The following is a 26492-nucleotide window of genomic DNA, read 5'->3' as shown; positions in this document are numbered from 1 at the left end:
TTATTTCCCTCCTCTTTCGCAGTCATCTTCCTCGAAAGGATTTCCAATTACATTTTTCGATAATGCAACGATAGTGCAAAGCTCAATGTACGATAATTCTTCTGTTACTACGTCGCCTCCGGGAGTTAAGATGAACACCTCATTTTCCCCTGCGGCCGGAAGCAAAATAACGATGCCGTCTTCTACCCGGTCCAATAAACCGAAGAAGGCGAAGCCGTCAGCTGTAAATATTACGACATTAATTCCGCAGCTACATTCTAGCTCCTCGCACCAATGTCTATTACATATGTCATCAAAGAATCCCATATGCACTTTTCTCCTCCTTTTTGCTGATTGCTGGTTCTATTACAATCTATGCAGACACAGTAAAAAAGTACACTAAACCGATAAATTTGTTCCCAGACTTGCAATAGGAGCAGCATAAAAGGAAAACGCTTAAGCATTGCTTAAGCGTTTTTTCTTGACTATAGTTATTTTGCTTCAGGAGCGCAATGGGGACCTTGTTTGGGCCCATGCTCAGGACGCAAGGCATCAGCAACCAGTTTCGCCTGTTCATCGGTCAAATCGCCTGCGGCAGCCAATTCCGCCAGCCGGTCAGAATGGCTAATGTGGTGTTTCTGATCAAGATAAGCTTTTCTTTCGTCTTCCGTCATGCCTTTCATTTTTTCAAACTCCGCTTGCCGTTGAGCGTGCTTTTCTTTAAAAAAGGCAAGAAGTTTATCAGATTGATCCTGTGTGATAGTGCCTTGGCCGACTAATTCACTTAACTTGACAGTTATGCGTTCGCCCATTTTTTCGTGCATTTGCGGTGGCCGAAGCGCCTCTAACACTTCTTTAGCCTGTGTATCGGATAAGCCGGCAGCAGCGGCTAGATCGCTGGCCAGCTGCTGGTGATGCTTTCTGAATTCCTGTGCTTTTGCCGCGCGATCACCAGGCAGACTATTTTTCATTTCTTCCCTGTTGGCACGGTGCTCTGCTCGTTTTTCGCGAAAGAAGCTGGCGATTTTATCAGATTGCTCCTGGGTAATCGTGCCTTTTTCGACTAGAGCGGCCAGGGAGCTGTTAAAATGCTGTTCCATGCCGCCGTGGTTGGGTCTGCAGGTCTGGAAGGCCGATTGCGGCCTGCTTTCGCTAGTTGCTTTGGCATCTTTGGCTAATACCAGACCTCCCAGTGAAAGAAGCAGACATCCAATGGCGATTCCACTAATTACTTTTTTTGACATTTTTGGTTTCATGTATTTCACTCTCCTGAGAATTATTGTGTTTCTGATTGTTATTATGCAGGAGAATTGTTACAGTTTTGTTACAAGAATTTAAACATATTACTAATTTTCTGCTTTGGATAGATCAAACCAGAAGGTGACACCATCGGGCGTATTGAAACTGCCATAACGATTGCCATGCAGTTCCTGTAGAGCCCGGACAATGGACAGCCCCAGTCCATAACCGCCGTTTTCTCTGGTGCGGGCTTTATCTGTTTTATAAAAGCTTGTCCAAATTTTTTCCTGACTGTCCTCTGGAATTGGTCTGCCTGAATTATAAACAAAGAAGCGAAGCTTATCCGATAAGGGAGTAATATAAATTTTGATGGTCTTAGAAGACTCGGCGTGGTCAATTGCATTGTTCAGCAGATTAAGGATGATTTGCTCAATCCTAAGCGAATCGCCGTTAATCAGTAATTGATCGTCTTTTGTAATCTCCAGCAAAATGTCTTTATCCTGCAGTACTGTTTGATATTTCAGCAAAATTTCATCAAGCAGAAGCGAAAGATTAAAGTTCGTCCGGTTGAGTTGATAGAAGCCGGATTCAATTTGTGATAAATTTAATAGATCCTTGATAAGCTTATCCATTTTTTCTGCCTCATCAATAATGACCGAGCAGTAGTAATTCTTGCTTGCTTCATCACGGGCGACGTTTTCCTTTAAGCCTTCAGCATAACCCAGTAAGAGCGACAGTGGTGTTTTCAACTCATGAGATACACTGGAAATAAAGTCTTTTCTCATTTTGTCCAATTTCCGCTCTTTTTCCACATCGGCCCGCAATTGTTTGTTTTTGAGATTTAAATCGGATATTGCGGTATCAAGCTGATCTGACAAATGATTAATATTGCGGCCCAGTTCGCCAATTTCGTCGCTGCGGTCGATTGTATATTTCTGCGAAAAATCAAGCTGAGCCATGTTTTGGGCGAGGCGATTCAGTTCAAGAACAGGCTGGGTAAATTTTCTTGCGAAGAAAAAAGCCCAGATGCAGCCTGCCAGCAGGCAAAGAATGCCGGTAAAGGCGATGAAATGAGCAGTAGCTGCGGCGCTTTCGGACATAGGAGCCAGCGGCTGTCTGAGCAGCAAGATGTCTTCGTTGTTTAATTGATGCTTTAAGACGATGAAATCGATTTTTAAATCGCGGTCCTCTTGCATCTCCAGCATTGTTTGAGGGCTGATGATTTCCTGCTCTTTCATTAAGGCCAGCGGCAGGCCGGGTAAGCGAAACATTCCCTGATGGTGATGTTCAGGCGGGGCAGCAGCGGGAGGCAGGCGCAGCATTCCCGGCAGGCGCTCCATGATCCGCTGATTAAAAATGCGGCCAAAAGAGCTGTATTTTACATAGCCGTCTTTGGTGAGAATGACGATTCCTGTACCCAGTCTATTGCCAATTCGCTCCAATTCAAGCGAAATTTCCTCCGGATTTCCCGGGTACAGCTCATCAATTGTTTTGCTGGTCGCAATGAGGATGTTTTTCTTTTGCCAGATATAGAACTTCTCCAGACCCAGGAGAGTTAACGTTAGGGAGAGAAAGACAAAAAACAAAATTAGCGCGGTGAGGCTGAAAAACAGTCGCGTGCGTATTGATATTTTCATTTTTCTGCCTCAAAGCGGTACCCATAGCCTCGTATGGTTTGAATCAGTCCGCTTTTCTGGTTTAACTTGGTGCGGAGCCGGTTAATGTGGGTATCGACGGTGCGAAGATCCCCAAAATAATCATAGTTCCATACTTTATCCAGGATTTGCTGGCGGCTGAGTGCGCTTCCCCGGTTATCGGTTAGATAAATAAGCAGTTCATATTCTTTAGGACTTAAATCAAGTACTTGTCCATCGATGAAGGCTTGACGGGCAATAGTATCGATTTCCAAGCCGCAGCAAACAAAAGCTTTATCTCTTTCGTGGCGGCGGAAGAGAGCATTTACCCGGGCTGTTAAAATTTTAGGACTAAATGGTTTGGTGATATATTCATCGGCACCGATTTCAAAAGCAAATAATTGATCGACTTCTTCTCCTTTAGCTGTGAGCATAATAACGGGAATAGCAGATTTTTTCCGAATTTCCCGGCATACCGTCCAGCCGTCGTGTTCAGGCATCATTACATCAAGAATGACCAAATCGATCTTTTCTCTGGCCAAAATGTCCAGAGCAGCCTGACCATCAGCAGCTTCCAGGATGGTATACCCTTCTCGCAGAAGAAAGTCGGCGACCAGTTTTCGCATACGCAGTTCATCATCAACAATTAATATCGTTTTATTCATTTGGGTCACCTCCAGCCAGGCTCCGGTCTGGCATAAATGGAATAATTAGAAAAGTTTGACGGGAAAACGCAGGATTTTTCTATAAGTAAGGGAATGTTTAACCAAAAGCAAGATGGCAATAAGCTGTATGAGGTGAAATCATATGCCTGATATTATAACGCTTGGTGAAAGCATGGTCATGATGGTTGCCGACCAGAGTGACTCACTGCAGTTTGTAACGAATTATAGCCGTAAAATAGCAGGTGCCGAGTCCAATGTGGCAATTGGGCTTGCCAGGCTTGGTCATAGTGTCGGTTGGTTGAGCGCACTTGGTCAAGACCCATTTGGAACGTATATTCGTAACACCATCCGAGGCGAAGGTGTTGATACTTCTCAAGTCGCTTTTTCGGCCGAGTATCCTACCGGCCTCTTAGTTAAGGAGTTAAATGAGATTGGTGATCCGCTTGTGCTATATTATCGGCGTGGGTCAGCCGCCAGCAAAGTAACGCCTGCTATCATAAACGAAGAGTATTTTACTAATGCCAAATTGCTGCATGTTACGGGAATATTTCCGGCACTAAGCCCATCCTGCCAGGAAACTCTTTACGCGGCTATTGCCATTGCCAAGAAAAAAGGGTTGTTAGTATCTTTTGATCCTAATATCCGCTTACAGCTATGGACGAAAGACGCTGCCAGGGAAACGCTGCTCAAGATTGCCGGCATGAGTGACCTTATATTGCCGGGGATTGCAGAGGCTGACTTGCTGCTGGGAACGGCAGAATGGGAAAGGGTATCTGCTTTTTTTCATGAGCTGGGCAATCAATATGTAATTATGAAAAACGGACCGGATGGTGCTTATCATTCGACCAAACATCGCGATGGAAGCGTTGCAACAGGGTATCAGAAGGGGTTTCGGGTTAACCGGGTTATCGATACCGTTGGCGCCGGCGACGGTTTTGCCGTGGGGGTACTCTCCGGTCTGCTAGAAGGCTTGCCGCTGGCCGACGCCGTTGTCAGGGGAAATGCAATCGGTTCCTTGGCGATTACCGTCAGGGGCGATGTGGAAGGATACCCTACCAGAAACCAGTTAGAGGCTTATATTGCCCATCATGCAAGAAATGAATAAAAGGATGTAACTTCGTTTCCTTTCGGCCCTTCTGGAAAAATGCGGTCCGCAGGATGGGAAATGCTCAGCTTACGTTAAGAAATTCGTTTGTTTGAGCGCAGCGAGTTTCACGAATTTTAGTAAGCTGAGCATTTCCCAAGCATTTTGCAAGACAGGCCTAGACTTTTTGCTACTTTTGGGGCAATGCCAAAAGTAGAAATACGGGCTTTTCCAGTCATCTTTTTACATGTACCAAAGGGGGACCGCAATGATGCTTTTTTTGAAGCATTTTGCGATATCCCCCTTTTTTATTGCTACATCAGGCAAAAACCGCCCTGGCACATAGCCAGGTCAACATCAGGATCGTGTTCCATCGGTAAATTAACACGGGTGGTTAGTTGACAGTCGGGACGCATGTACCGGATTTCATGCACAACAAGCCGATAAATGACTAAACTATTTTCATCCTGTTCGGCAAAATAATGCTTCATATCCGGTATTTCAGCTACCATTAAATCCCGCAAAGCCCTAAAAACAGCTGAGCCGGGTTTTGTATCATCTTTGATGCGGCCATATATGCTTAATACTTCCTGGTCTTTCCCCATCAAGCACAATTCGACCCTTGGATTGGCTTGTAAGGCAGCAACCTTTTGGGAGTCGTAGCGGCTAAATAACCAAATATGTCCATCTTTATCGATGTAAGGCTTCATCGGCCGCACCCGGGGACGATTATCATCAACACTGCCCATGAATGCTGTTCCTGAGCGTACCAGATCAATGACTTCCTTCTCGTACATAACGCTACCTCCTAATATAGCTAGTTTTGCTTTATTGTATTTTGTTAGACGGAAGCGGACGTTTTCCTGCTATTACAGCTGCCTTACAAGAATAGTTCCCGGATTTCGGCTTCGGTTAATTTTGTTATTACTGTTTCTCCCGGCTGAATCAGTGTGTCGATTAACTCTTTCTTTTTTTGCTGCAGCAGGTAGATTTTTTCTTCAATGGTATCTTTCGTAATTAATTTTAAAACCTGAACCGAATTATTTTGACCGATGCGGTAGGCACGGTCGGTAGCCTGCTCTTCAACAGCAGGATTCCACCAGGGGTCATAATGAATGACCATGTCGGCCCCTGTTAAGTTTAGACCGGTTCCTCCGGCTTTAAGGGAGAGTAAGAAAACATTTTTTTCACCTGCATTGAAGGCATGGACCAAACGGATGCGCTCCTGTGCTGGTGTTGCTCCATCCAAATAGTGGCAGGCTATCCCTGCAGAATCCAGCTGTTGTCTAATTAACTGCAGCATGCTGGTGAATTGAGAAAACAACAAAATTCGGTGACCGCCGCTTATGGCATCTTGCAGCATTTCCTCCAGAGCTTCAAGCTTACCGCTGCCACCTTGGTAGTTTTCCAAAAACAGGGAGGGGTGACAGCAAAGCTGCCGCAGCCGGGTAAGCAGCGCGAGGATTTTAATTTGGCTTTTCTCAAAGCCGCTCAGTTGAAGCTCCGTTTCCAATTCGGTGCGGGCTTGCAAGAGGCAGGCTTCATAAAGTTTGGCCTGCTCAACAGTCATTTCGGTGACGATTTTACTTTCAATCTTTTCGGGCAATTCTTTCAGCACAGCTTTTTTCATACGCCGTAATAGAAAGGGTTTAATATGGCGGGTTAATTCCTGCCTGGCAGCAGTATCGCCATTTTTTACTATCGGAATTTCGAAGCGGCTGGTAAAAACTTTGTGACTGCGTAAATAGCCAGGCATAACAAAATCAAAAATAGACCACAACTCGGTCAGGGTATTTTCAATTGGTGTACCGGTAAGCGCAAAATAGCTCAAGGCTTTAATCCGTTTTACTGCTTTCGCATTCAACGTATTGGGATTTTTAACATGCTGGGCTTCATCCAGGAAGCAATAGTTAAACTGTTTTTGCTCATAAACAGATATGTCCCGTTTAATTAAGCCATAAGAAGTTACAATTAAATCTGCCTGCTCAATTTCTTGCAACTGCTCCAGGCGGTTGCTTTGCTGTCCGGCTACGACAATTGTTTTGAGGTCAGGAGCAAATTTATTTACCTCATCCTGCCAATTATAAACTAAAGACGTTGGCGCTATGACAATGGATGGTCCTGGAGAAGTTTCTTTTTCCGATAACAGGAAGGTAAGCACTTGCAATGTTTTCCCCAGTCCCATATCATCAGCCAGAATTCCTCCTAGGCCGTAACTGGCAAGTGACTTCAGCCACTTAAAGCCAAGTTTTTGATAATCACGCAGTTTGCCCTTGAGACCTCTAGGCAGGCTGAATTCCGCGTCCTGAGGTTCACGGATATCCTGCACCATTTTTTTGAAGGAGCGGTTGCGCTCCATTTGAAAGTCTTCGCTTTCCCGTGCCAGACTGTCTAAGTAAAGTGCCCGGTATCTGGGTAATTCGATTATCCCCTTTTCAAGCTCCGCAGGCCGGATACTGAGTTGTTCAATTAATGCTGCTGCTGTTTGAAAATCAGGCGCATCAAGCGAAATAAACGATCCGTCCTGCAGGCGGTGATAGCGTTTTTTTAGTTTATAGGAAGCAAAAAGGGCGAGCAGCTCTTTGGCGGAAGTGCCCTCATGATTTAAGGAGAATTCCAGCATGTTGCTGTCGGTATTTAAACGGATTCCGGCTGTTATTTTATTGGTAACGGAACATTTCATATGTTTAACATTATCGGCATAGAAAATTTCAGCACTATTGCGCAGTTCCGGTAATGCTTGCTGTAAAAAAGCATAAACAGCTTCTTCATCGGACAGAAGCAGCATGTCGGATGATTCTGTAAAGCCGTACTGCTTAAACAAACTAAGCAAACGGGCTTCTTCCAGTGTTTCCCGTACAAGCCATTTTCCGCTGTCTGTTGTTTGCTCCAATACGGGAGACGCCAGAGGATTGATGACCGTGTCACCATATCTCAATTCAATCCGGGCGCTGATTCCGTCACCAAAACGATCAAAAAAAATCAGCTTTTCCAAGGGAGCCTTATAAAAACTTTCTTGCACTGCCGCATCTATCTGTACAGGGATGACCGTCTCCAGCGCAGGCAGTGCGGTAGTGATAAAGTCTGACACAGCAGCAGCAGGAATGCGGATTTCCGGCTTTTTACCCTCCTGAAAGCAGTTAATCAGCGGTTTAGTATGAATGGCAAAGGACGGATCTACGTGATACAGCGTTTGTTCGTGGAAAAGATAGGTGAAATCCGTATCAAGTCCATAGACGGACTCTGCCGGGCCGCCAGAGACCAGCAGGCCGCCATCGATCGCCTGGATGACAATCGGCAAAGACGGCCGCCCATTGATAATTCGGAGGGCAGGATAGCTGGTTTGATTAATCTGTGCGGCAAAAGGGCGGCTGCCCACTGCAGTAAAGAAGTGCAGTAAATTCGTGTTTGTGAGACGAAACCGGCGGGCTTCGGCAAAAGCGGAGGTACCGGCTCCATATTGATGAGCCCATGAAGACCGCTGTTTTTCCTCCTGATAGGCGCTTTGCAAAAGGGTGAGTAAAGACCGGGAGAACGGATCAAACAAAGCCTCCTGGGGGCGTAAAGTAAAGTTTTTGGCATAAGTCAATTCCTGCCCATTTTCCAAAGCGGCCATTAGCTGCGGGATATCTCTGACCACATACATGCGCTCCGTACCAATCATAAATTCAAGCCAGCTTACCTTTTGGTAAGGAGTGCTGATAAAGCCGTAGGTAGGGCGAAGGCATACCTGCTGTAGGTAAGCAGCAGGTTCAAGCGCCGCTTTGGCATTGTGGTGAAAAAAAGCCAGCATTTCCTCTGTTGCCCGGGTTAAGGGAAGCTGCTTTTCCAGACCGAAATATAAGAACCAGTCTTTTTGGAGTGTTTTTAAAGCGGCAATGATATGTTTGCAGGCACCGTTATCGCTGTAAAAAGCCGGACAGTCGCATTTGAAACGCTGGATTTCCTGCTCTTCATTAAAGTTGAGGTAAGCGGTATAAAGTTCCCGCCCCAGCACTCTTGCCTCAAAGGTATAGTCACTCAGCAAGCGCAGTTTCCGGACATGCTTATCGCGGTAATACTGGCACCCCTTGTTATAAGCTGAGCTGGTGGCTGCCTGGAGACGAATGGTTTCATCAGATAACATAGGTTCTATCGTCCCTTCTCCAAGAGTTACTTATTATTTCAGTATAACATATTTACGGAACAGGCGGGCACTTCGCAAAGGAGATTGCTTTTCTGCACAGAATAGGTATGGTGAATTGATTACCGAAGTGATAAAAATGGAGGAGATAAAGATGTTTTTAAGCCGCATTGCTAATTTAGAGCAAGACAAGTTCATATTAACTGATAAATTGCATACAGGCCTTGAATATCTTAGCCAAGCGGACTGGGCAAAAATCCCCGATGGCAGGCATGAAATTGATGGCCGGAATTATGTTATAATATCAACTTATACAGTAGAACCACAGGAAGACAGACAGCCTGAAGCTCATAAAAAGTACATTGATATTCAGTATATTATTGAGGGTGAAGAATTGATCGGTTATGCCGACCATAGTCAGGCTGGCGAGCTTAAAGAGCAGCTTTCCGACAAAGACTTGTATTTTTACCGTTCGGTAGATAATGAAACCTATTTACAGGTATCTGCAGGCAGCTATGCCGTATTTTATCCATGGGATATTCACCGTCCTAATTGCCAAAGTGTAGCCGGAGCAAAAGTGCGCAAAGCAGTAGTGAAAGTTTTATATACGAAATAATGTATAGGATCATTGTTCCTTGCAGCTTGAGCCGCTTATTCTCAAGCTGCTTTTTTTATACCGTCATTAACCGCAAAGCAGAAAAGGATTTCTATTTTGCTACTGGAATAAAGAGGATATAGTATTTCCCGAAAAAAGGAAGAGGAGTGAAGAATATGCAATATCGCTCGCTGGGCAGCACTGGCCTGGAAATCTCTGAAGTGGGTTTCGGCTGTATTCCGATTATTCGCTTGTCTACTGACGAAGCGGTCCGGGTATTGCAGCACGCTTACGGCCGGGGCATCACATTTTATGATACGGCCAATGCGTACCGTGACAGTGAAGCTAAAATCGGCTTGGCTTTTCGCGGTATACGCGAAAAAGTCGTATTAGCTACAAAGACCATGAAACGGGATGCTGCCGGGGCAAGAGAGCATTTGGAAACGAGTTTACGGATGCTGAAGACCGAGTACATTGATTTGTTTCAGTTGCACCAGGTCGCCCAGGAAAAGGACTGGCAGGCGGTTACTGCTCCCGGAGGTGCACTGGAGGCAGTCATCAAAGCACAGGCAGAGGGGAAGATTCGTCATATCGGCATTACCTCGCACAGTTTGCCGATGGCTTTGAAGCTAATAAAAACGGGACTATTCGCATCAATTATGTTTCCCTTTAATTTTATCGAAGATGCCGCTAAAGAGGAAATGATTGGCCTGGCTGGAAAAAGCAAGATGGCGTTCATTGCAATGAAGCCATTTGCCGGTGGTGCCATTGACAATGCGGCTCTGGCATTTAAATTTTTGCGCCAGTATCCGGAGACTGTTGTGATTCCCGGCTTTGATTCGATAGCATCGATAGAGGAAGTAATAGCTTTTTATGAGCAGCCTAACCGGGTTGAAGAACAAGACAAGGCCCAGATCGCACAGTACCGGCAGAGGTTAGGCAAGCAGTTTTGCCGCCGCTGCGAGTATTGCCAGCCCTGTCCGCAGGGAGTAGCAATTACACCGGCAATGGGATATCCGATTGTGGCTGCGCGGATGTCTCCTGCTGTTTCGGTCGAGTTCTCCAAAGGGGCGATGGATACAGTGCCTAAATGTGTTGAGTGTGGTGTTTGCATCAGCCGCTGTCCGTATGAACTGCCAATACCTGACATCCTGAAGCAGAATTACACGTTATTTGAACAGCATAAAAAGGCTTAGCAAAGGAGCGGACCATGATCACGAAAGATATAAAAGCAAAAATTCAAGCCGTTGTCGGCAAGGAGCATGTACTGGATGCTCAGATCGATCTTTTTGGCTACTCGTATGATTCTTCTTTTGTTCCCCTGGTACCACCCAATCTGCCGGAAATGGTCGTGCGGCCTTTGACAACGGAACAGGTGGCAGCTGTTATGAAAATTGCCCGCGAAAACAAAATTGCTGTAACCCCGCGGGGCGCTGCCAGCGGCCGAACCGGCGGCAGTATACCGCTGGCAGGAGGAATTTCCCTGTCGCTTGACCGCATGAAAGAGATAGTTGAATTAGATGAAGAGAATATGATGATAACGGTAGAGGCCGGTGTTCTTACAGGTGACTTGTATCAATACTGCGCAGCGCGAGGCCTTTTTTATCCGCCTGATCCGGCAAGTTACAAATATTCCACGATTGGTGGAAATATCGCCGAGAATGCCGGTGGAATGAGGGCCGTAAAGTATGGTGTTACGAGCAGCTATGTAATGGGCCTGGAAGTCGTGCTGGCAGATGGTTCCGTGATCCATACCGGTGGCAAAGCGATAAAAAATGTAACCGGTTATAATCTGACACAGCTTTTCACAGGCTCGGAGGGAACTTTGGGAATCATTACGAGAGCACTGCTCAAGCTGATTCCTATGCCTAAGGCCCGCAATACTCTGCAATTGATGTTTGCTTCTCTGGATGAAGCCTGTGCTACTATTCACAAAATGCTGCAGTCCGGTATCGTACCGGCAGCGGCGGAACTAATGGATACGATCAGCCTTCAGGCCGTTGCCCGCCATCGTAAGCTGGAGATTGATCCTGCTACAGAGGCCTGTGTAATCGTCGAAATTGATGCTGACAATCAGGAAGGTCTGGACAGGCAGGCCGGTCAAATTGAAAGTATCGCCACAGGCTTTGGCGCACTGGCTGTACGTATAGCTCAGTCAGCCCAAGAGGCGGAAGAAATCTGGGCAATCCGCCGCGGCCTAAGCTCAGCAGTTGGAGCAATGGCACCAGACCGGCTGGGCGAAGATATTTCAGTGCCCCGCAGTGCCTTTCCTGAAATGGTTCGCCGCATTCGGGCCATTGGCGAAAAATATGAGTTAACCATTGCTGTATACGGCCATGCGGGCGACGGCAATCTTCACCCCTCTGTGCTTTGCGACTTATCGGACAATGCACAGGCTGAGCGGGTACACAAAGCTGTGCACGAAATATTTGCAGAAGCGCTTGCTGTTGGCGGTACCCTATCGGGTGAGCATGGTATTGGTATTACAAAAAGACCCTATATTACCAGTGCGCTGGGAGACGGTGGAGTTACTGCCTTAAAGCTGATTAAGCAGGCACTTGATCCCTGCGGTATTTTAAATCCCGGTAAGATATGGTGATAATTAGAGGGCAGGGGGAGAAAATGAAACAAAACGTTCAAGAGTCTTTATTAAAAGACGCTCAGCAGATTGTCAGCCAATGCGATCGCTGCGGCAGCTGCCGGCTGGTATGTCCCTTATTTGGTGTGCGTGATATTGAGGCAGGCAGTGCCAGAGGGAAAAACAACATTATCCGGGCCTTGGCTATGGGAGGGCTTGAGCCAACGGCAGAGGTGGCAGCAGCTGTTGATTTTTGCCTGCTGTGCCGTGCCTGTGTGGATAATTGTCCCAGTAAGGTGAAAACTGATGAAGCAATGATTGCTGTGCGTCAGCATTTTGCAAATCTTCGTGGAGGCACTAGTGTCAAATACAAGCTGCTCGGTACGATGTTAAAGAAGCGTGGGTTTGTTAAAATTGCAGCCGGAGCAATGGACATGATGCGCCGTACCGGCATAAACCGCATTATTCCCAAGGGCGTTGTACCGGCAGCATTTACACGCCAGCAGTTTCTTGCTGCTTTTGCCGGGCCGGCGGCAATTGACAAGACAGCACCCGTTTCAACGGCGATGCTGCCGGACGAAGCTAAGGTTGCTTATTTCTACGGCTGTGGTATGCGGATGATGTTTCCTGAAGCTGCTGCCGATACGCTGGCTATTTTGCGCAGTCTGACAGAGGTCAGGCAAGTCGAAAATGTCTGCTGCGGGCTGCCCCATTTAGCCCATGGCTTACGGCAGGATTTTCTTGATTTAGCCAAAAAAAACATTTGCTTATATGAAGATGCCGATGTGATTGTCAGTGACTGCGCAAGCTGCAGCAGTATGCTTAAACATCTTGCCGGTTATTTTGCCGAGGAACCCGAGTGGCGGGAGCGGGCACTTATATTCAGCCAAAAGGTCATGGATCTTTCAGAATACCTGATGAAGGCCGGGTATCAGCCTCGCCAGCGGATGAATGCGAAAATGACGTTTCATGAGCCTTGCCATTTGGGCCGCGGACAGGGGATTAAAAGCCAACCGAGAAAATTGCTGCAGGCGGCGGGTGAATATATCGAGATGGCTGGAGCCGATACATGTTGTGGCGGAGCAGGATCATTTCATATGGATTACCCGTCTATTGCTGATCAGGTACTTGCAAAGAAGCAAGCCGCTATTGAGCAAACCTCCGCGCAAATTGTTGTCACGGCGTGTCCTGTATGCTTAAGTCAAATGAGTAAGGCCGCCGAGCGAAGCGGGGGCAGGTTCCGTGCGATGCATATCAGTCAGGTTATCTGAAGCTCAGCTGCTCTGGTTGACAGAATAAAAAGTTTATTCTTCAACAAACGCCTATTGAGTTGCCTGAGTCTTATGATATAATGAAATTGAACGGCCAACCAACCAGAATGAACTTCCTGGTGAGACTAACAGGACTGTGCTTGCCGAGCAAAAGGGAAGCTGCAATGAATGTTAGCGACAGATAATCTGCTCCGAGAAGTTCTCATCTAACCGGATGTCCGCCTGCATATTATATGGAGGTGCATTCGAGTGAACGGACAGGAAATCGTGCTTCTCGTTTTGGTAGGAATCGGTTGGTGCTCAGCATTATACTACCAGTCATGCAAGATCCTGAGCTTAGAATCCCAGAACAAATAGTACCATTTTCTACACAGCAAACCCCACCAGTGTGAACTGGTGGGGTTTGCTGTGTTATTGATCATTTTACTATAAATTAATGGCTCCAAAATATTTGCTGGATTTCTGCAGGGTCAGTGGTTTGGGTCAGGGCAAGCATGAGCAAAATCCTTGCTTTTTGCGGACTCAGCGTATCCGCCACCACAAAACCATAATAATCGTCATCAATCGCACCGTTCCGTGTCACGACTCCGTTGCTGACACGGGAGCTGCGGACAACAACAACGCCTGCTTTTTGAATATCGCTGAGTGTTGTGCGAAGCTGCTGCGACATATTGCCATTACCCAATCCGGCATAAATGATGCCTTTCGCGCCGCTTGCAACTGCAGCTTGAGCCAGTGTTCCAACGTCATTAACATGACCATACAGAATATCCACCTGAGGAAATAACAGGATGTCTTCAATGGCAAAATTGGTTAAATGGGTGTGCCTGCGTGTAGGCATACGATAAAAATGCGGCTGACCATCGATGATATATCCCAGATACCCCAGCTCAGGAGCTTTAAAGGTATCCTGCAGCGATGTATTGGTCTTCATTACATCCCGGCTTGAGTTAATCGTATCATTCAAGGCGACAAGGACGCCTTTGCCAGATGCCGCCGGGCTTGCTGCCAAGAGGATTGCATTATACAGATTCATCGGCCCGTCTGAGCTGATTGCCGTGGAAGGCCGCATAGCACCCACTAAGACGACTGGCTTAGCCGATTGTACAACCAGATTTAAAAAGTAGGCTGTTTCTTCCAGTGTATCAGTGCCATGGGTAATGACAATCCCATCAATGGCGGCTTCTCGCAACAGGGCGTTAACACGTTTGGCCAGCAGCAGCCACAGGTCATGATTCATATCAGCACTGTCAATTTGCGCGATTTGCTCGCTGTATACATTGGCAATCGTATGCAGGGAATCAATTTCGGCCAGCAGTTCTTTAATTGGCAGAATTGCCGATTGGTAACTGGTTGTGTCGGTCGAGGAATGGGAAACTCCGGCAATAGTGCCGCCGGTTGCTAAGACAACAATATTTTTCATTTGTGCTCTCCCTCTATAAAAAAATGTGTTTTACAGTAGAACCATATATACCGGAATCGCCACCATGGAAGCGAGCGTAGTGATAGAAGTCATGACGGCAGCATATTCGGTGTCGGCTTCATAAATCTTGGCTAATATTGCGGTTTGGGTCATAGCGGGCATTGCCGCCTGAATAACAAATACTTTGCGCATTAGGTCAGAAATTGGAAAGTAATGAGCAACAAGTAAAACCATCAGCGGGGAAATAATAAAGCGTCCAATGAGCAAGGCAAGCATGTCTTTGGATACTGTTACTTGCTTTAGATTAACAGAGTAAATGATCATCCCGATAAAGAGCATGGAAAGCGGAGTGGTCATAGCACCCAGATTTTTAAAAGTAGCGGCCAAAAAGTCCGGTAAGGGAACGCCAAGAAATATCAAGGCAGTAGCAAGCGTAAAGGCAGTAAGGGGCGGAGAAAAAATATTTTTGACCGTGGCCCAGCTAAAACCGGGCTTGACAAAGTTTTTTCCATCTGAACTGATACAATATACTCCTAGTGTCCAAAACAGGACAGCGTTGGCTAAAAAGAACAGTAAGACGGATGGAACACCGGCATTGCCGAAAAGTGCTAAATTTACCGGCAGTCCAACGAAAATTGCACTTGAGACGAAAAACATGGACCGGAAGAGGCCGCGCCGTCCGGTGGGTAATTTCAATATACTGGCGGTAATATGCCCGATGCAATACGTTAGCACCATCGCTATTAATGGTATCAGTGTTCCGGGAAGGATAGCCAGCAGCTGGTCATGTGTAAAGGTGGTCATAAGGTTCCAGGTCATATAGGTTGGCAGCGCCACGTAATTTACCAGCCGCGGCAACAGCGTTCTGGCATCAGCTGTAAGCCAGCCTTTATGAGTGAGTACATACCCTGTCATTACCATGAGCAAAATGGTTAATACACCCTGGAGGGCTTGAATAAAAGGCAATGTGATCACCTGCCTGAATTCATAAAAAGGGGACAGTCCCCTTTTTTATTACAGAATAGAAGCATAAGCAGCCACGATCATAATTACATTTAGGACAAAGACAGGCCGCAGCGTCTTGAAAAAATCAGCATTGAAATAGTCCAGCGTAACTAACAGGCACATATGAGCGGGAGAAAGCATTTGGCCGGCAGTTCCCATGACAAACGATATCATGGCTAATGTTAAATCGCCAGGCGCCATGACGGCAATAAAGGGAAAAGCGATGGCGACGAAGCCTTGGGAAGTGCCTGTTAATAATCCGGCAACAAAGGCAATGATCCCGATAACAACGGTAGGTGGTATGGCAACTGCATGGAGCAGCAGGGCGATTTCATTTATGGCACCGGACTGCTGTAATATTTGCTGAAAAAAGAGAATACCGCCAATTCCGCCCAGGAGTTTACTGTCCAGCGCATGAACCAGCATAGCACGAATGTCGGTTAGGCTTTGGTGCAAAACAAAAATCATGGTTCCGACAACCATTGCCATTGAAACAGAAGCCGGCAGTTTTACGAAAACGACGAGGATAAAGTTTGCTATAATGGGGGCGGTTGCCAGCAATAGATAGTGATATCCGGTGCTGGCCGGAGCGGAATTACCGGCAGTATTGGCAGCTGTCAGGTTTTCCTTGAGTGGGGAAATCAGCACCAGCCATCCGATTACGGCCGATAATACTGTGAGCCAGGCCATATGGGAAATCAGTGAACTCAGAGAAAGCCCGGAAATTTGACTGGCCAGCAGCATGCCGGTAAATATAGGATTCGTATATTCCCAGACGTGACGGAACCAATAGTTGATCGTTGTTTTGGTTTCAGATGAAAGGCTGTAGGGTTTACTGGCGCTTTCTACTAAAGGGGCAGAGAAAATAGCTCCGCCTAAAGATGGCAGAAAGCCCAAAAATGCCGGCATTATCGCCAGCAAAACGCGGTCGCTTTTAAGCAGGCTGCGGGCAGCTGCCATAAGTCCGTCAATAATCCCGCCGGTCCGGAACTGATACTCAAGACACATGACAAAGTACAGGGCGAAGAGAATCTCCCAGGTACTGTGACTGGCTGCAGTGCGCCAGGCGGCTGTCGTCAGTTTAGCTATTGACGGCTCGGAACAGATAAATAAAATAGCCGATCCGGCCAGCATAGCAATGCCCATTTTAACCTTGCGGTTCAAAGCGATAACGATAACGGCAAGGGTGGCCACTATTTTTAATACGGCAAGCATGAAGATTACAACTCCTGTCCGACGAAATGAGAGCATTTTTTACATGGTATTCCCTATGCCGCTATGGTATACCTGCAACAAAAAAGAGACTGAGCTTGATTTTCTCAGTCTCTGGTGTGCCGTACTTATCTTTGCCTGATTCGTTTGAGAAAGGCTTGTGTCCGTTCCTGCGCAGGATTTTCGAACAGCATTTCAGGCGGGCCTTCTTCTATTATCGTGCCGTGGTCCATAAAGATAACCCGGTCGGCAACTTCGCGGGCAAAGGCCATCTCATGAGTTACCACTACCATTGTCATGCCCTCATCCGCCAACTCACGCATGGTAAGCAGCACTTCACCAACTAATTCAGGATCAAGGGCAGATGTAGGTTCATCGAACAATAGGATTCTAGGGCTCATGGCTAATGCCCGGGCAATTGCGACCCGTTGCTGCTGGCCGCCTGATAATTCACGGGGAAAGGCACTTTTTTTGTCAGACAACCCGACTTTTTCTAACAGTTTCAGTCCACTGGCTTCTGCTTCTGCACGCAGCATTTTTTTTACAATTAACGGTGCTTCAATGATATTTTCTAAAACTGTTTTATGAGGAAAAAGGTTAAACCGTTGAAAGACCATGCCGATTTGTGTCCGCAAAGCGCATAGATCGGTTTTTTGATCGACTGGACTGCCAGCAAACATAATACGTCCGGAATGAATGCTCTCCAATTGATTCAGACATCTCAGGACGGTGCTTTTCCCCGAGCCGCTGGGCCCGATAATTACGACCTTTTCTCCCTCCGCCAGGCTCAGGCTAAAGCCTTTCAGTACTTGTACCGGACCGAATGATTTGTGAATGTCCTGCATTTCAACGATATAGCTCATTGTCTGGCCATCCTTTTTTCTAATCTGTCTGCGATGATCATAAAGACGGAATTCATCAGCAGATACAGAACGGCAATTGCCGTATAGACTTCAAACGTTCGAAACGTAGTATAAATAAGCTGTTCGCCGGTACGCAGCAGTTCGGTAATGGTCACAAGGGAGGCAATCGAAGAATTCTTAAGGGTCATAATAAATTGATTTACCAGAGGCGGGATGCAAATTTTGGTAGCCTGCGGGCCAATTATCCGGATCATAGCCTGCCGGTAATTCATACCAAGTGACATGGCCGCTTCCATTTGACCCTTGTCAACAGCTTGGATACCGCTGCGAAAAATTTCGGTGACATAGGCCCCGGTATTAACGGCCAACCCCAAAATGCCTGCCGTCATACTGGACAGTTTGATACCAAGCTGAGGAAGACCGAAATAAAGAATAAATAGCTGTACCATTACAGGTGTACCGCGAATGATCCATACATAGAGGAAGGCAAGTGTATTGAGCAGCCGGCTGGAAGATGTCCGGCAAAGAGCCCCGGTAATGCCAAATGCCATGCCAAGCAGCAGGGAGAAAAAGGATATTTCCAGAGTTACTAAGCAGCCTTCCAATAAAATCGGCAGTTTGGCGTAGATAATGGAATAATCAAGGTTCATGCTTAGATGTCCTTTCTGATTGCTAGTTAGGGGAAGTAACCCATTTTTTGAAAAGTTTATTGGCTTCGCCGTTTTGCTTCATTTCAGCGAGTACGCTATTAATAACAGTCAGCAGTTCGGTATCGCCTTTTTTAACTGCGATTCCCAAGGATGATTTCGTAAAGGGTTCGCCGACCACTTTCACTCCAGGATGGGTCTTGTTATATTCCAGCTGGTTCAGCAGATCATTAATGGCGGCATCTAAGCGGCCGTTTTCCAGGTCCAGCAGATAATCTACCGTTTCTTTGTAACTTTTAATGGTAATTGCTGCTCCCTTTTCCTTGAGCTCGTTGGCGACTTTTTCGCTGGTAGCACCTGTTTTTACGCCGACAACTTTGCCATTCAGATCGCTGGTCAACTTTATATCGTTATTCTCTGAACGGACAACCAGCACCATTCCAGTGTCCATGTAAGGATCGGCAAAATCGACGACCTCTTTGCGGGCATCGGTTATATACATGGCGGCAATTACCAGATCAGCCTGACCGTTTTGCACAGAGGGAATCAAGCTGGTAAACTGCATTTCCCGTATCTCTAACGGAACACCAATCTTTTTGGCAATCGCTTCCGCCACATCAATGTCATAGCCGATGACTGTATTGGTCTTTTCATCGTGATATTCAAATGGACGGTAGTTGCCTGTAGCTAAAACCAGTTTACCGGCTTTTTTTATTTCCTCAATTCGGCTTGCCTTTTTTCCCGTCTCACTGGATGAGGTTGGTGTCTGACTGCAGCCGGAGAGCAATGCTGCAGTCAATATGAGTATTACTAGTAGGCCAAGGCTTTTTTTCAGAGTTTTCATATCCTATCCCTCTTTCCAAATTTAATTTATAGTAAGGCTGCTGCCCTAGTACCAAATAAAGAGACGGAGCCCGTGTTTTGGTTAACACGAGGCTCCGTTGCCATAAAACAGAAAAAGCCCCGGAATATGTTTCCGAGGCTTCATTGCCTAATTATGTATTTGATTACATACAGCATAGCAAATAAAAGGAGTGTTGACAAGAAGTTTATTTACGGCTGTATCCTTCTTTTCCTTTGGCAATGTGTGAAAAGAACAAACTATTGCGATAATATTCTGATTATAGTAAAATATAATGGAATATTCTATATTATTTGGAGGAAAGTGGAATGAGGAAATCAATTGCTTTTTTATTGGCAGCACTACTTATGCTTACTATTGCAGTCGCAGGCTGCGGCGGTTCGCAAACGGCTAAAAAAGAAGAGGTAAAGTATCCGACTAAACCAATTGAGCTGATTGTACCATTTGCTGCAGGCGGTGGTACGGATGCGGTAGGCCGTGCTTTTGCTGAAGCACTGAAAGGCAATCTGAAGCAAGAAGTTGTTGTAGTCAATAAAACAGGCGGCGGCGGTGCTGTCGGTATGGCCGAAGGATTAAAGGCGAAGGCTGATGGCTATACGCTGACCATGATTACCCGCGAAGTTGTTTCGCTTCCACTCCAGGGGCAGGCTCCCTTTAAAACGCAGGATTTTCGCCTCATTGCCAATGTGAATTTCGACCCAACGGTAATTGTTGTGTCCACAGATTCCAAGTATAGGACGATTGAAGATCTGCTGGCCGATTTAAAGGCTAATCCCGATAAATTGAATTTTGCGGCCTCTGTTACTCCTAACTTTTATGCAATTCAGTTTTCGCAGGCGGCAGGAGTTAAATTTGTAACAGTACCGTTCCAGGGCGCCGCACCGGCCATGACTGAGATTCTGGGCGGCAGGGCTGATTTTGGCATTTACGGACCGGGAGAAGTAAAGGCACAGATTGACGCAGGTAAGTTACGCCCGCTGGCCGTTATGGCAGATAAGCGTTTTGATGGCTTGAAGGATGTGCCGACGCTGAAAGAAAAAGGAATAGATGCTTCTACAGGTACTTACCGCGGTATCGCTGTTCCGCCCGGAACGCCGGAGGCTGTTGTGAAAGTGTTGGAAGAGGCTGTTGCAGCTGCCGTTAAGGATGCTAAGTTTGTTGAATTTATGAATAAGTCCTTCCTGGGAATCGACTATAAAAATGCAGCAGACTATAAGACTTTCCTGGAAAAGGATATTAAAATACTGGAACCAATTATTGAAGCCGGTAAAAAGAAGTAAACCGTCAATGAGTGCACGAGCGAAGACTGATAGCTATCATTCTTCGCTCTGCTATTTTTGAAAGGATGTGCTATGCATTGAACAATGCAGGAGTGTGGGCTGGCGGCATCATATTGGTATATGCAGTCATTATTTTTTATCAGTCGTTTTCACTGGACTATTCAAATCAGCTTGGGCCAGGCCCCGGGTTCTTTCCAAGATGGCTGAGCGGCTGTTTGATTATCCTGGCTTGTCTGTATATTGGGCATTCCGTAAAAAACAAACTGGTTACAGCCAGCGATATATGGCCTAAGGGCAGGGCGCAGGGCAGCATATTGGCTATGCTGGCCGGACTGGTGGCATTTACGCTAATTGTGAATACTACCGGCTTTGTTGTTGCAGGAAGCATTTTGCTTTTTACTATGTTCAGCCGGGATTATCGGTGGTATAGAGCATTGATTGCTTCTCTTGCAATTTCAGTTTTGCTATTCATTGTTTTTCAATCGCTGCTCGGGGTATCGCTTCCTGTAAATGAGTTTGGGTGGTAGGGGGGAACCAAATGGAATCATTTTTACCGTTGCTTGACGGCTTTACCACTGCTTTGGCAGGCTGGAATTTGTTGTATTGCCTTATCGGTGTAACGATTGGTATGCTGGTGGGAATACTGCCGGGGCTGGGACCGACAACAGGTACGGCACTGCTGCTGCCGATTACCTTTTCTATGGAACCTGTACCGGCAATTATTATGCTGGCCGGAATCTATTATGGTTCGCTCTATGGCGGAACGATTACATCGGTACTGATTAATACGCCCGGTGAAGCCGCTTCGGTGGCAACTTGCTTTGATGGCTATCCGATGGCCAGGCAGGGCCGCGCCGGAACCGCTTTGGGAGTTGCTGCTATCGGCTCGTTCATTGGCGGAACATTTGCTGTTGTGAGTCTTGTTTTCATTGGGCCTCCCTTGGCGGAATTCGCCTTAAAATTCGGCCCTGCTGAGTTTTTTGCTTTAATGGTACTGGGGTTGGTAATGGTCGTGGGGTTAATGGGAAAATCCATAATTCGGGGAATGATCTCGGCGGTGATCGGTTTAACATTATCGCTGGTCGGTATGGATCCCATCTCGGGTGCTCTCCGGTTTACCTTTGGCGAGCTTCATCTAATGGAAGGATTTGATTTTGTAACCATTGCAATGGGGCTCTTTGGGATATCTGAGGTGTTACAAGGCATGGAGACAGCCCACCATGCGGTAAAACAACCCAAAGTCGGTTCTTTGTTCCCCCGGCGTGAGGAATGGAAGCCTACTTTGCTGGCGATTGCCCGGGGAACAGGAATTGGCTGCTTAACCGGTTTAATCCCCGGATCGAATGCGGTCATTCCCACAATTTTATCGTATTCGGTGGAAAAGAAAGTGGCGAAAGATCCGTCGCGGTTTGGTCAAGGTGCTATTGAGGGCGTGGCCGGTCCGGAAACGGCTAACAATGCCTATTGTGGAGCGGCGCTCATTCCGTTATTTACCCTGGGAATTCCCAGTTCGCCGACGATTGCCGTATTATTTGGGGCTTTTATTATGCATGGTTTGACTCCCGGACCAGCCTTGTTTCAAAGCAATGCAAATTTTGTATGGTCAGTCATTGCCAGTATGTTTATCGGCAATGCGATCCTGCTGGTGATGAATTTGCCCTTAGCCCGCATGTGGGGGAAAGTCGCCGCTATTCCACCGCAGATGCTGTACCCGGCAATTGTGATTATCTCTGTTCTGGGAGCATACAGCGTCAGCGGAAGTGTCTGGGATATTTGGGTGATGATTATTTTCGGACTGCTCGGCTACATGATGAAAAAACTGGATATTCCCATGGCGCCAGTTGTACTGACTTTTGTGTTAGGCAAAATGATTGAAAGTTCCTTACTGCAATCGCTGATGTATTTCAAAGGCGATGTTATGGGCTTTTTTTATCGCCCGATTGCCGGTTCCTTGCTTGTCTTAGCAATGGTTCTGCTGTTTTTAGCTGTAATTGCCAGTATGAAAAATAAGAGAGGTATGCTGGCAGATGATGCAGAAGTATAATGCCGCGGAACACAAAAACCGGAACATACGGGTTCCGGTTTTTGTGCTCTTACACTTCGTCGTCTTCTTCTTCCTGTGTCTCTTTGGGTTCCGTTCCAGTTTCTTCTTCCGGACGCTCCAGGGACTGAGTGCCGTTGAGCCGGATTTTTTCCAGTAATTCGACCATTTGTCTGTTCTGCACGATGATGATTTCCTGGTTCTTTATCATGGCCTGTAAGGGGGTTAATGCTGTTTCAAATCTTTCCGTAACATATTTGACCACTTTTTCGTAGGAAGCCAATGAAATCCCTCCTTAAACTATTGCGGTACTTCATAGTATTGCAGGACGAGTGAAAAAGTGACTGATTGAGGAAAGGTTTGCATATTTAATTAGAATATATTAGTATAACAGTAACGAAATATGGGCGGGGGGTGCCGGAAAAGGCCGGCTGAGATACAGAACGAGTTTTCTGTGACCCTTATACACCTGATCTGGGTAATGCCAGCGTAGGAATAGCCAATAAGGTATTGTATGTGTCGTTATGCGCATCCCTTATGGGGATGCGCTTTTAATTTTAAAAGAAGGTGAAGAAATGAATCGTGCAATTGCTACTATGGACTTTAAGCACTTCTTGTTTTTATGGTTTGGTGCCGCTGTATCTATTGCCGAAATTTTTGCAGGCGGGATTCTTGCTCCGCTTGGATTTACCAATGGCCTCAGTGCAATTTTAGTAGGTCATTTGGTAGGTGTCGGCATGCTGGTATTGTGTGGTATCATCGGCTCGCGCGAACGAATTTCGGCTATTGAATCTACGCGGACTTCTTTTGGCAGCTACGGAGTGTATCTGTTTTCCCTCTTGAATGTATTGCAACTAGTCGGCTGGACTGCCATTATGATCCTATCTGCGGCAAAATCGGCTAATGAAGTTACGAAGGTGCTGTGGCAGAAGGATCAGCTGGTTTTGTGGCAGCTGGCCATTGGCGGACTTATTGCATTATGGATCGCCTTGGGACGTGAAGGCGGCTGGAAAAAGGCTAATATGGCAGCGGTTATCCTGTTAATTGTCCTGACGCTTACGTTAAGTGGGCTCGTATTTAAAAATATTGGCAGCCTTTCGCAAATACCGGCTACTGGTGAGATGCCGTTCAGTGCAGGTCTGGAGCTTAGTGTCGCGATGCCTCTTTCCTGGCTGCCGCTTATTGCCGATTATACCCGTTATGCGAGATCCACGAAAAGCTCTGCCTGGGGAAGTGGGCTGGGATATTTTATCGGCAGCTGCTGGATGTATATAATCGGCTTGGGAGTTGCTCTTACAGCCGGAACAGCTGATCCCGCTTCCCTAATGGTAGCAGCTAATCTGGGTATGGCAGCTTTGGGAATTATTATTTTAGCGACTGTGACGACAACATTTATGGATGCTTATTCGGCAGGAGTCAGTTTTACCAGCCTCTGTCCCGGACTAAACGAAAAATATATTGCACTGTTGATGACAGTAATCGGAACAATTCTGGCGCTTATAGCAGACATGGAGCAATATGAAAGTTTTCTGCTCGCTATCGGCTCAGTATTTGCACCATTATTTGCGATCGTGCTTACCGATTATTTTTGGCTGAAAAACCGCCGCATCAGGCCGGAATTGAAAGCGAATCTGCTCGCTTTGGCAGTTTGGGCCGGGGGAGTAGCATTGTATTATAAATTCTTATCATTAGAACTTGCCATAGGAGCAACAATTCCGGTTATTGTAGTGGTGAGCCTGTTATATGCTATTTTAAGGAGGGTGACCAATCCATGGATATATTGCAAGCTGTCTCAGAAGCACTTGAACAAGTAAAAGCAAAAAAACCACTTGTACACCAATTAACCAATTTTGTTACAGCTAATGACTGCGCGAATGTAACATTAGCTTTGGGAGGTTCGCCGGTAATGACGAATGACCCTGGCGAGGTTGAGGAAATGGTGAGCTTTGCTTCTGCTCTGGTTTTAAATATCGGCACATTAAACGGGCAGCTGGTTGATTCTATGATTCTCGCCGGCAAAAAAGCGGCGGAGAAAGGGATTCCCGTTATTTTCGATCCGGTTGGAGCCGGCGCTACCAGGCTGCGCAGCACGGCAGCAGAGCGAATTATACGCGAAATTCCACTGGCAGTAATCAGGGGAAATATGTCGGAAATCAAGACGCTTGCCGGCATAAATGAAGGTATCCGGGGAGTCGACTCAACAGCAGGGCAGGAGCAAGGAGAAGCTGTTGCTATGAATCTTGCCACGCGTCTGGGCTGCGTGGTAGCGATAACCGGTCCGATAGACATTATTGCCAGAAAAGATGAAGTATACCATATCAGCAATGGCCATCCCCTGTTAGCCTCTGTTACCGGGACAGGCTGCATGTCTACTGCTTTAACGGCCTGCTTCTGTGGTGTTGGCGATTCTTTCATCGGCGCTATTGCCGGGGTTGCCACCATGGGAATAGCCGGTGAGATTGCGCAGAAGTCGCTCACTGGCACGGAAGGCCTGGGAACTTTTCGAGTCCGACTGATTGATGCAATATCCAATATGACAGGCAGTACCTTTCAGGCCTATGCGAAAATTGCACAAATGAAGGGGGCGTAGACAGGTGGATGTGAGAAAAGTAAGCTTTACGGCACTGTTTATGGCAGTAGGAGTTCTCTCTGCACATCTGATCTATATTCCTGTGGGAATTGCAAAATGTTTTCCTGTTCAGCATGCTATTAATGTCTTGCTGGCAATTCTTTTAGGGACGCGTTATGCTGTGAGCGCTGCTTTTGGCATATCACTGCTGAGGCTGGTGCTTGGCACCGGCTCCCTGCTGGCCTTTCCGGGCAGCCTCTTTGGGGCGCTGCTGGCCGGACTCATCTACAAACGGACGCAGCATGTTGCCGGAGCCGTGGCGGGTGAAATTATTGGCACAGGAATTATCGGTTCATTGGCAGCATATCCTGTGGCTGCATATATTATTGGATCAAAGGTAGGGGCGCTATTTTTTGTGGTTCCCTTTCTGGTCAGCACCGTTGGCGGCAGTCTCATTGCCTGTATGCTGTATTATACCCCTGTTACTGCCTATATTCGTGAACATCTCAAGCAGAAAACGGCGTAAGCAGGAATGCCCTATCCTCCGGTCGAACTAGTTTGATTATTAGGCAGTTGACTGTAAAGGAGACGGTAATCATGTCCAGAACAGCTTATTCGGCAGAAGGTGCTGTGGCAGTCGGTCCTTATTCACATGCTGTCGATTCTGGAGAACTCATCTATTTCTCAGGGCAAACCCCAATTGATCCGGCTACGGGACAATTGGCAGCAGGTAATATTGCCAGACAGACGGAGCAGTGCTTTTGCAACTTGTTTCATGTTTTGGCAGCAGCAGGATTAACAGCGGACAACATCGTAAAAGTCAATGTGTTTTTGACAGATATGGCTGACTTTCAGGCAATGAATCAGGTTTATGCTAAGCAATTTCAAGCTCCATATCCGGCGCGAACCACGATCGGAGTTGCTGCCTTGCCGCTGGGAGCCTGCGTGGAAATAGAGATGATTGCCTGCAAGACAATGAAATCCGGGGAGTGAGTACAATGATTACATATAAAACAAAAGGGGTATGTGCCACTGAAATTCGTTTTGACGTGGACAATGGCATTGTAACCGACTTGGTGTTCGTTGGGGGATGTCCAGGTAATTTAAGTGCGATGACGACTTTAATTAAAGGGATGCCTGTAGATGAAGTTGTTCGGAAACTAAGAGGAACAATTTGCCGGAATGCTACTTCCTGTGCGGATCAGTTAGCTCAGGCACTGGAGCAGCATGCTGCTCCAGCTAAATAAAACTCTGTACAAAGTAAGTAACCATTGCCTCATGAGGCAATGGTTACTTTTTTGTTAAAAAATGTATATGAATTAAAGTGGCTAAAGTATATCAAATTAACAAGAAAAATGATATACTTTCTTATGACTGACCAGTCAGAATTTATACTGCTGCTAACTAGGAAGGGTGAAGGTA

Annotated in this window: 26 protein-coding genes and 1 riboswitch; of the genes, 13 read left to right on the top strand and 13 right to left on the bottom strand. The window is 46.6% G+C overall.

Annotation, left to right across the window (positions count from 1 at the left end):
• The 4 genes from EV210_RS17495 to EV210_RS17480 all read right to left on the bottom strand — a co-directional run bounded on the left by EV210_RS17495 (position 1) and on the right by EV210_RS17480 (position 3517).
• Positions 1-312, bottom strand: a complete 312-nt coding sequence (locus EV210_RS17495; protein WP_132082650.1) for a hypothetical protein — start codon at positions 310-312, stop codon at positions 1-3.
• Between the two features lie 158 nt (positions 313-470).
• Complete coding sequence (locus tag EV210_RS17490; RefSeq protein ID WP_132082649.1) at positions 471-1235, bottom strand: hypothetical protein; 765 nt, start codon at positions 1233-1235, stop codon at positions 471-473.
• Between the two features lie 90 nt (positions 1236-1325).
• Positions 1326-2855, bottom strand: coding sequence for a sensor histidine kinase (locus tag EV210_RS17485; protein WP_132082648.1), 1530 nt, complete (start codon positions 2853-2855; stop codon positions 1326-1328).
• Positions 2852-3517 (bottom strand): response regulator transcription factor, encoded by a 666-nt coding sequence (locus tag EV210_RS17480; RefSeq protein WP_132082647.1) that lies wholly within the window; start codon positions 3515-3517, stop codon positions 2852-2854. The genes EV210_RS17485 and EV210_RS17480 overlap by 4 nt, the downstream gene beginning before the upstream one ends.
• Positions 3518-3659: 142 nt before the next feature.
• Between EV210_RS17480 and EV210_RS17475 the strand changes: the two genes are divergently transcribed.
• Entirely contained in the window at positions 3660-4622 is a 963-nt protein-coding gene (locus EV210_RS17475) for a sugar kinase (protein ID WP_132082646.1), read from the top strand.
• Positions 4623-4915: 293 nt separating this feature from the next.
• Here EV210_RS17475 and EV210_RS17470 read toward each other — a convergent pair whose 3' ends face one another.
• Both EV210_RS17470 and EV210_RS17465 read right to left on the bottom strand, forming a co-directional pair.
• On the bottom strand, positions 4916-5398 hold the full coding sequence (locus tag EV210_RS17470; protein ID WP_132082645.1) for a pyridoxamine 5'-phosphate oxidase family protein: 483 nt from the start codon (positions 5396-5398) through the stop codon (positions 4916-4918).
• A gap of 83 nt (positions 5399-5481) precedes the next feature.
• Positions 5482-8727, bottom strand: a complete 3246-nt coding sequence (locus EV210_RS17465) for a DEAD/DEAH box helicase (protein WP_132082644.1) — start codon at positions 8725-8727, stop codon at positions 5482-5484.
• 151 nt (positions 8728-8878) lie between these two features.
• Between EV210_RS17465 and EV210_RS17460 the strand changes: the two genes are divergently transcribed.
• The 4 genes from EV210_RS17460 (at position 8879) to EV210_RS17445 (ending at position 13168) form a co-directional block, all read left to right on the top strand.
• Complete coding sequence (locus EV210_RS17460; RefSeq protein WP_165898956.1) at positions 8879-9340, top strand: NanQ anomerase/TabA/YiaL family protein; 462 nt, start codon at positions 8879-8881, stop codon at positions 9338-9340.
• 155 nt (positions 9341-9495) lie between these two features.
• Complete coding sequence (locus EV210_RS17455) at positions 9496-10515, top strand: aldo/keto reductase (RefSeq protein WP_132082642.1); 1020 nt, start codon at positions 9496-9498, stop codon at positions 10513-10515.
• A gap of 14 nt (positions 10516-10529) precedes the next feature.
• Positions 10530-11918 carry an FAD-binding oxidoreductase gene (locus EV210_RS17450; protein WP_132082641.1) on the top strand — a complete coding sequence of 463 codons (1389 nt, stop codon included), beginning with the start codon at positions 10530-10532 and terminating at the stop codon, positions 11916-11918.
• A gap of 23 nt (positions 11919-11941) precedes the next feature.
• Positions 11942-13168, top strand: coding sequence for a (Fe-S)-binding protein (locus EV210_RS17445; RefSeq protein ID WP_132082640.1), 1227 nt, complete (start codon positions 11942-11944; stop codon positions 13166-13168).
• A 433-nt stretch (positions 13169-13601) separates the two neighbouring features.
• Here the strand turns inward: EV210_RS17445 and EV210_RS17440 are convergent, their stop codons facing one another.
• The 6 genes from EV210_RS17440 to EV210_RS17415 form a co-directional block, all read right to left on the bottom strand.
• Positions 13602-14591, bottom strand: coding sequence for an asparaginase (locus EV210_RS17440; protein ID WP_132082639.1), 990 nt, complete (start codon positions 14589-14591; stop codon positions 13602-13604).
• A 30-nt stretch (positions 14592-14621) separates the two neighbouring features.
• Positions 14622-15566 (bottom strand): AEC family transporter, encoded by a 945-nt coding sequence (locus EV210_RS17435; RefSeq protein ID WP_243650614.1) that lies wholly within the window; start codon positions 15564-15566, stop codon positions 14622-14624.
• Positions 15567-15605: 39 nt separating this feature from the next.
• Complete coding sequence (locus tag EV210_RS17430) at positions 15606-16811, bottom strand: DUF401 family protein (protein WP_132082637.1); 1206 nt, start codon at positions 16809-16811, stop codon at positions 15606-15608.
• Positions 16812-16936: 125 nt separating this feature from the next.
• A complete protein-coding gene (locus EV210_RS17425; RefSeq protein WP_132082704.1) occupies positions 16937-17662 on the bottom strand; it encodes an amino acid ABC transporter ATP-binding protein in 726 nt (241 codons plus the stop codon).
• A gap of 5 nt (positions 17663-17667) precedes the next feature.
• Complete coding sequence (locus tag EV210_RS17420; protein WP_132082636.1) at positions 17668-18321, bottom strand: amino acid ABC transporter permease; 654 nt, start codon at positions 18319-18321, stop codon at positions 17668-17670.
• A gap of 22 nt (positions 18322-18343) precedes the next feature.
• Complete coding sequence (locus tag EV210_RS17415) at positions 18344-19162, bottom strand: basic amino acid ABC transporter substrate-binding protein (RefSeq protein WP_132082635.1); 819 nt, start codon at positions 19160-19162, stop codon at positions 18344-18346.
• A gap of 326 nt (positions 19163-19488) precedes the next feature.
• On the opposite strand from EV210_RS17415, the gene EV210_RS17410 reads away from it, so the two are divergent.
• The 3 genes from EV210_RS17410 to EV210_RS17400 all read left to right on the top strand — a co-directional run bounded on the left by EV210_RS17410 (position 19489) and on the right by EV210_RS17400 (position 22504).
• Complete coding sequence (locus EV210_RS17410) at positions 19489-20460, top strand: tripartite tricarboxylate transporter substrate binding protein (RefSeq protein WP_132082634.1); 972 nt, start codon at positions 19489-19491, stop codon at positions 20458-20460.
• Positions 20461-20537: 77 nt separating this feature from the next.
• Entirely contained in the window at positions 20538-20987 is a 450-nt protein-coding gene (locus EV210_RS17405) for a tripartite tricarboxylate transporter TctB family protein (protein WP_165898955.1), read from the top strand.
• A gap of 11 nt (positions 20988-20998) precedes the next feature.
• The gene (locus EV210_RS17400; RefSeq protein ID WP_132082632.1) at positions 20999-22504 is read left to right on the top strand and encodes a tripartite tricarboxylate transporter permease; all 1506 of its coding nucleotides are present in this window, start codon (positions 20999-21001) and stop codon (positions 22502-22504) included.
• Positions 22505-22553: 49 nt separating this feature from the next.
• Here the strand turns inward: EV210_RS17400 and EV210_RS17395 are convergent, their stop codons facing one another.
• The gene (locus EV210_RS17395; protein ID WP_132082631.1) at positions 22554-22784 is read right to left on the bottom strand and encodes a hypothetical protein; all 231 of its coding nucleotides are present in this window, start codon (positions 22782-22784) and stop codon (positions 22554-22556) included.
• Positions 22785-22901: 117 nt separating this feature from the next.
• A riboswitch (TPP riboswitch) is annotated at positions 22902-23015 on the top strand.
• Positions 23016-23076: 61 nt separating this feature from the next.
• Between EV210_RS17395 and cytX the strand changes: the two genes are divergently transcribed.
• The 5 genes from cytX (at position 23077) to EV210_RS17370 (ending at position 26317) form a co-directional block, all read left to right on the top strand.
• Positions 23077-24315, top strand: coding sequence for a putative hydroxymethylpyrimidine transporter CytX (gene cytX / locus EV210_RS17390; RefSeq protein ID WP_132082630.1), 1239 nt, complete (start codon positions 23077-23079; stop codon positions 24313-24315).
• The gene (thiM, locus tag EV210_RS17385) at positions 24273-25091 is read left to right on the top strand and encodes a hydroxyethylthiazole kinase (protein ID WP_132082629.1); all 819 of its coding nucleotides are present in this window, start codon (positions 24273-24275) and stop codon (positions 25089-25091) included. Before cytX ends, thiM begins: the two co-directional genes overlap by 43 nt.
• A gap of 4 nt (positions 25092-25095) precedes the next feature.
• Positions 25096-25596 (top strand): energy coupling factor transporter S component ThiW, encoded by a 501-nt coding sequence (gene thiW / locus EV210_RS17380; RefSeq protein ID WP_132082628.1) that lies wholly within the window; start codon positions 25096-25098, stop codon positions 25594-25596.
• Between the two features lie 71 nt (positions 25597-25667).
• Positions 25668-26063 (top strand): RidA family protein, encoded by a 396-nt coding sequence (locus tag EV210_RS17375; protein ID WP_243650613.1) that lies wholly within the window; start codon positions 25668-25670, stop codon positions 26061-26063.
• Between the two features lie 5 nt (positions 26064-26068).
• Positions 26069-26317: a TIGR03905 family TSCPD domain-containing protein gene (locus EV210_RS17370; RefSeq protein WP_132082627.1), complete on the top strand. Its 249-nt coding sequence runs from the start codon at positions 26069-26071 to the stop codon at positions 26315-26317.
• Positions 26318-26492 lie beyond the last annotated feature (175 nt).

The sequence above is a fragment of the Anaerospora hongkongensis genome, assembly GCF_004339805.1.
Classification (GTDB): domain Bacteria; phylum Bacillota; class Negativicutes; order Sporomusales; family DSM-15969; genus Anaerospora; species Anaerospora hongkongensis.
Note: the sequence above shows the minus strand (reverse complement) of the source record. Positions and strands in the feature narration are given on the sequence as shown.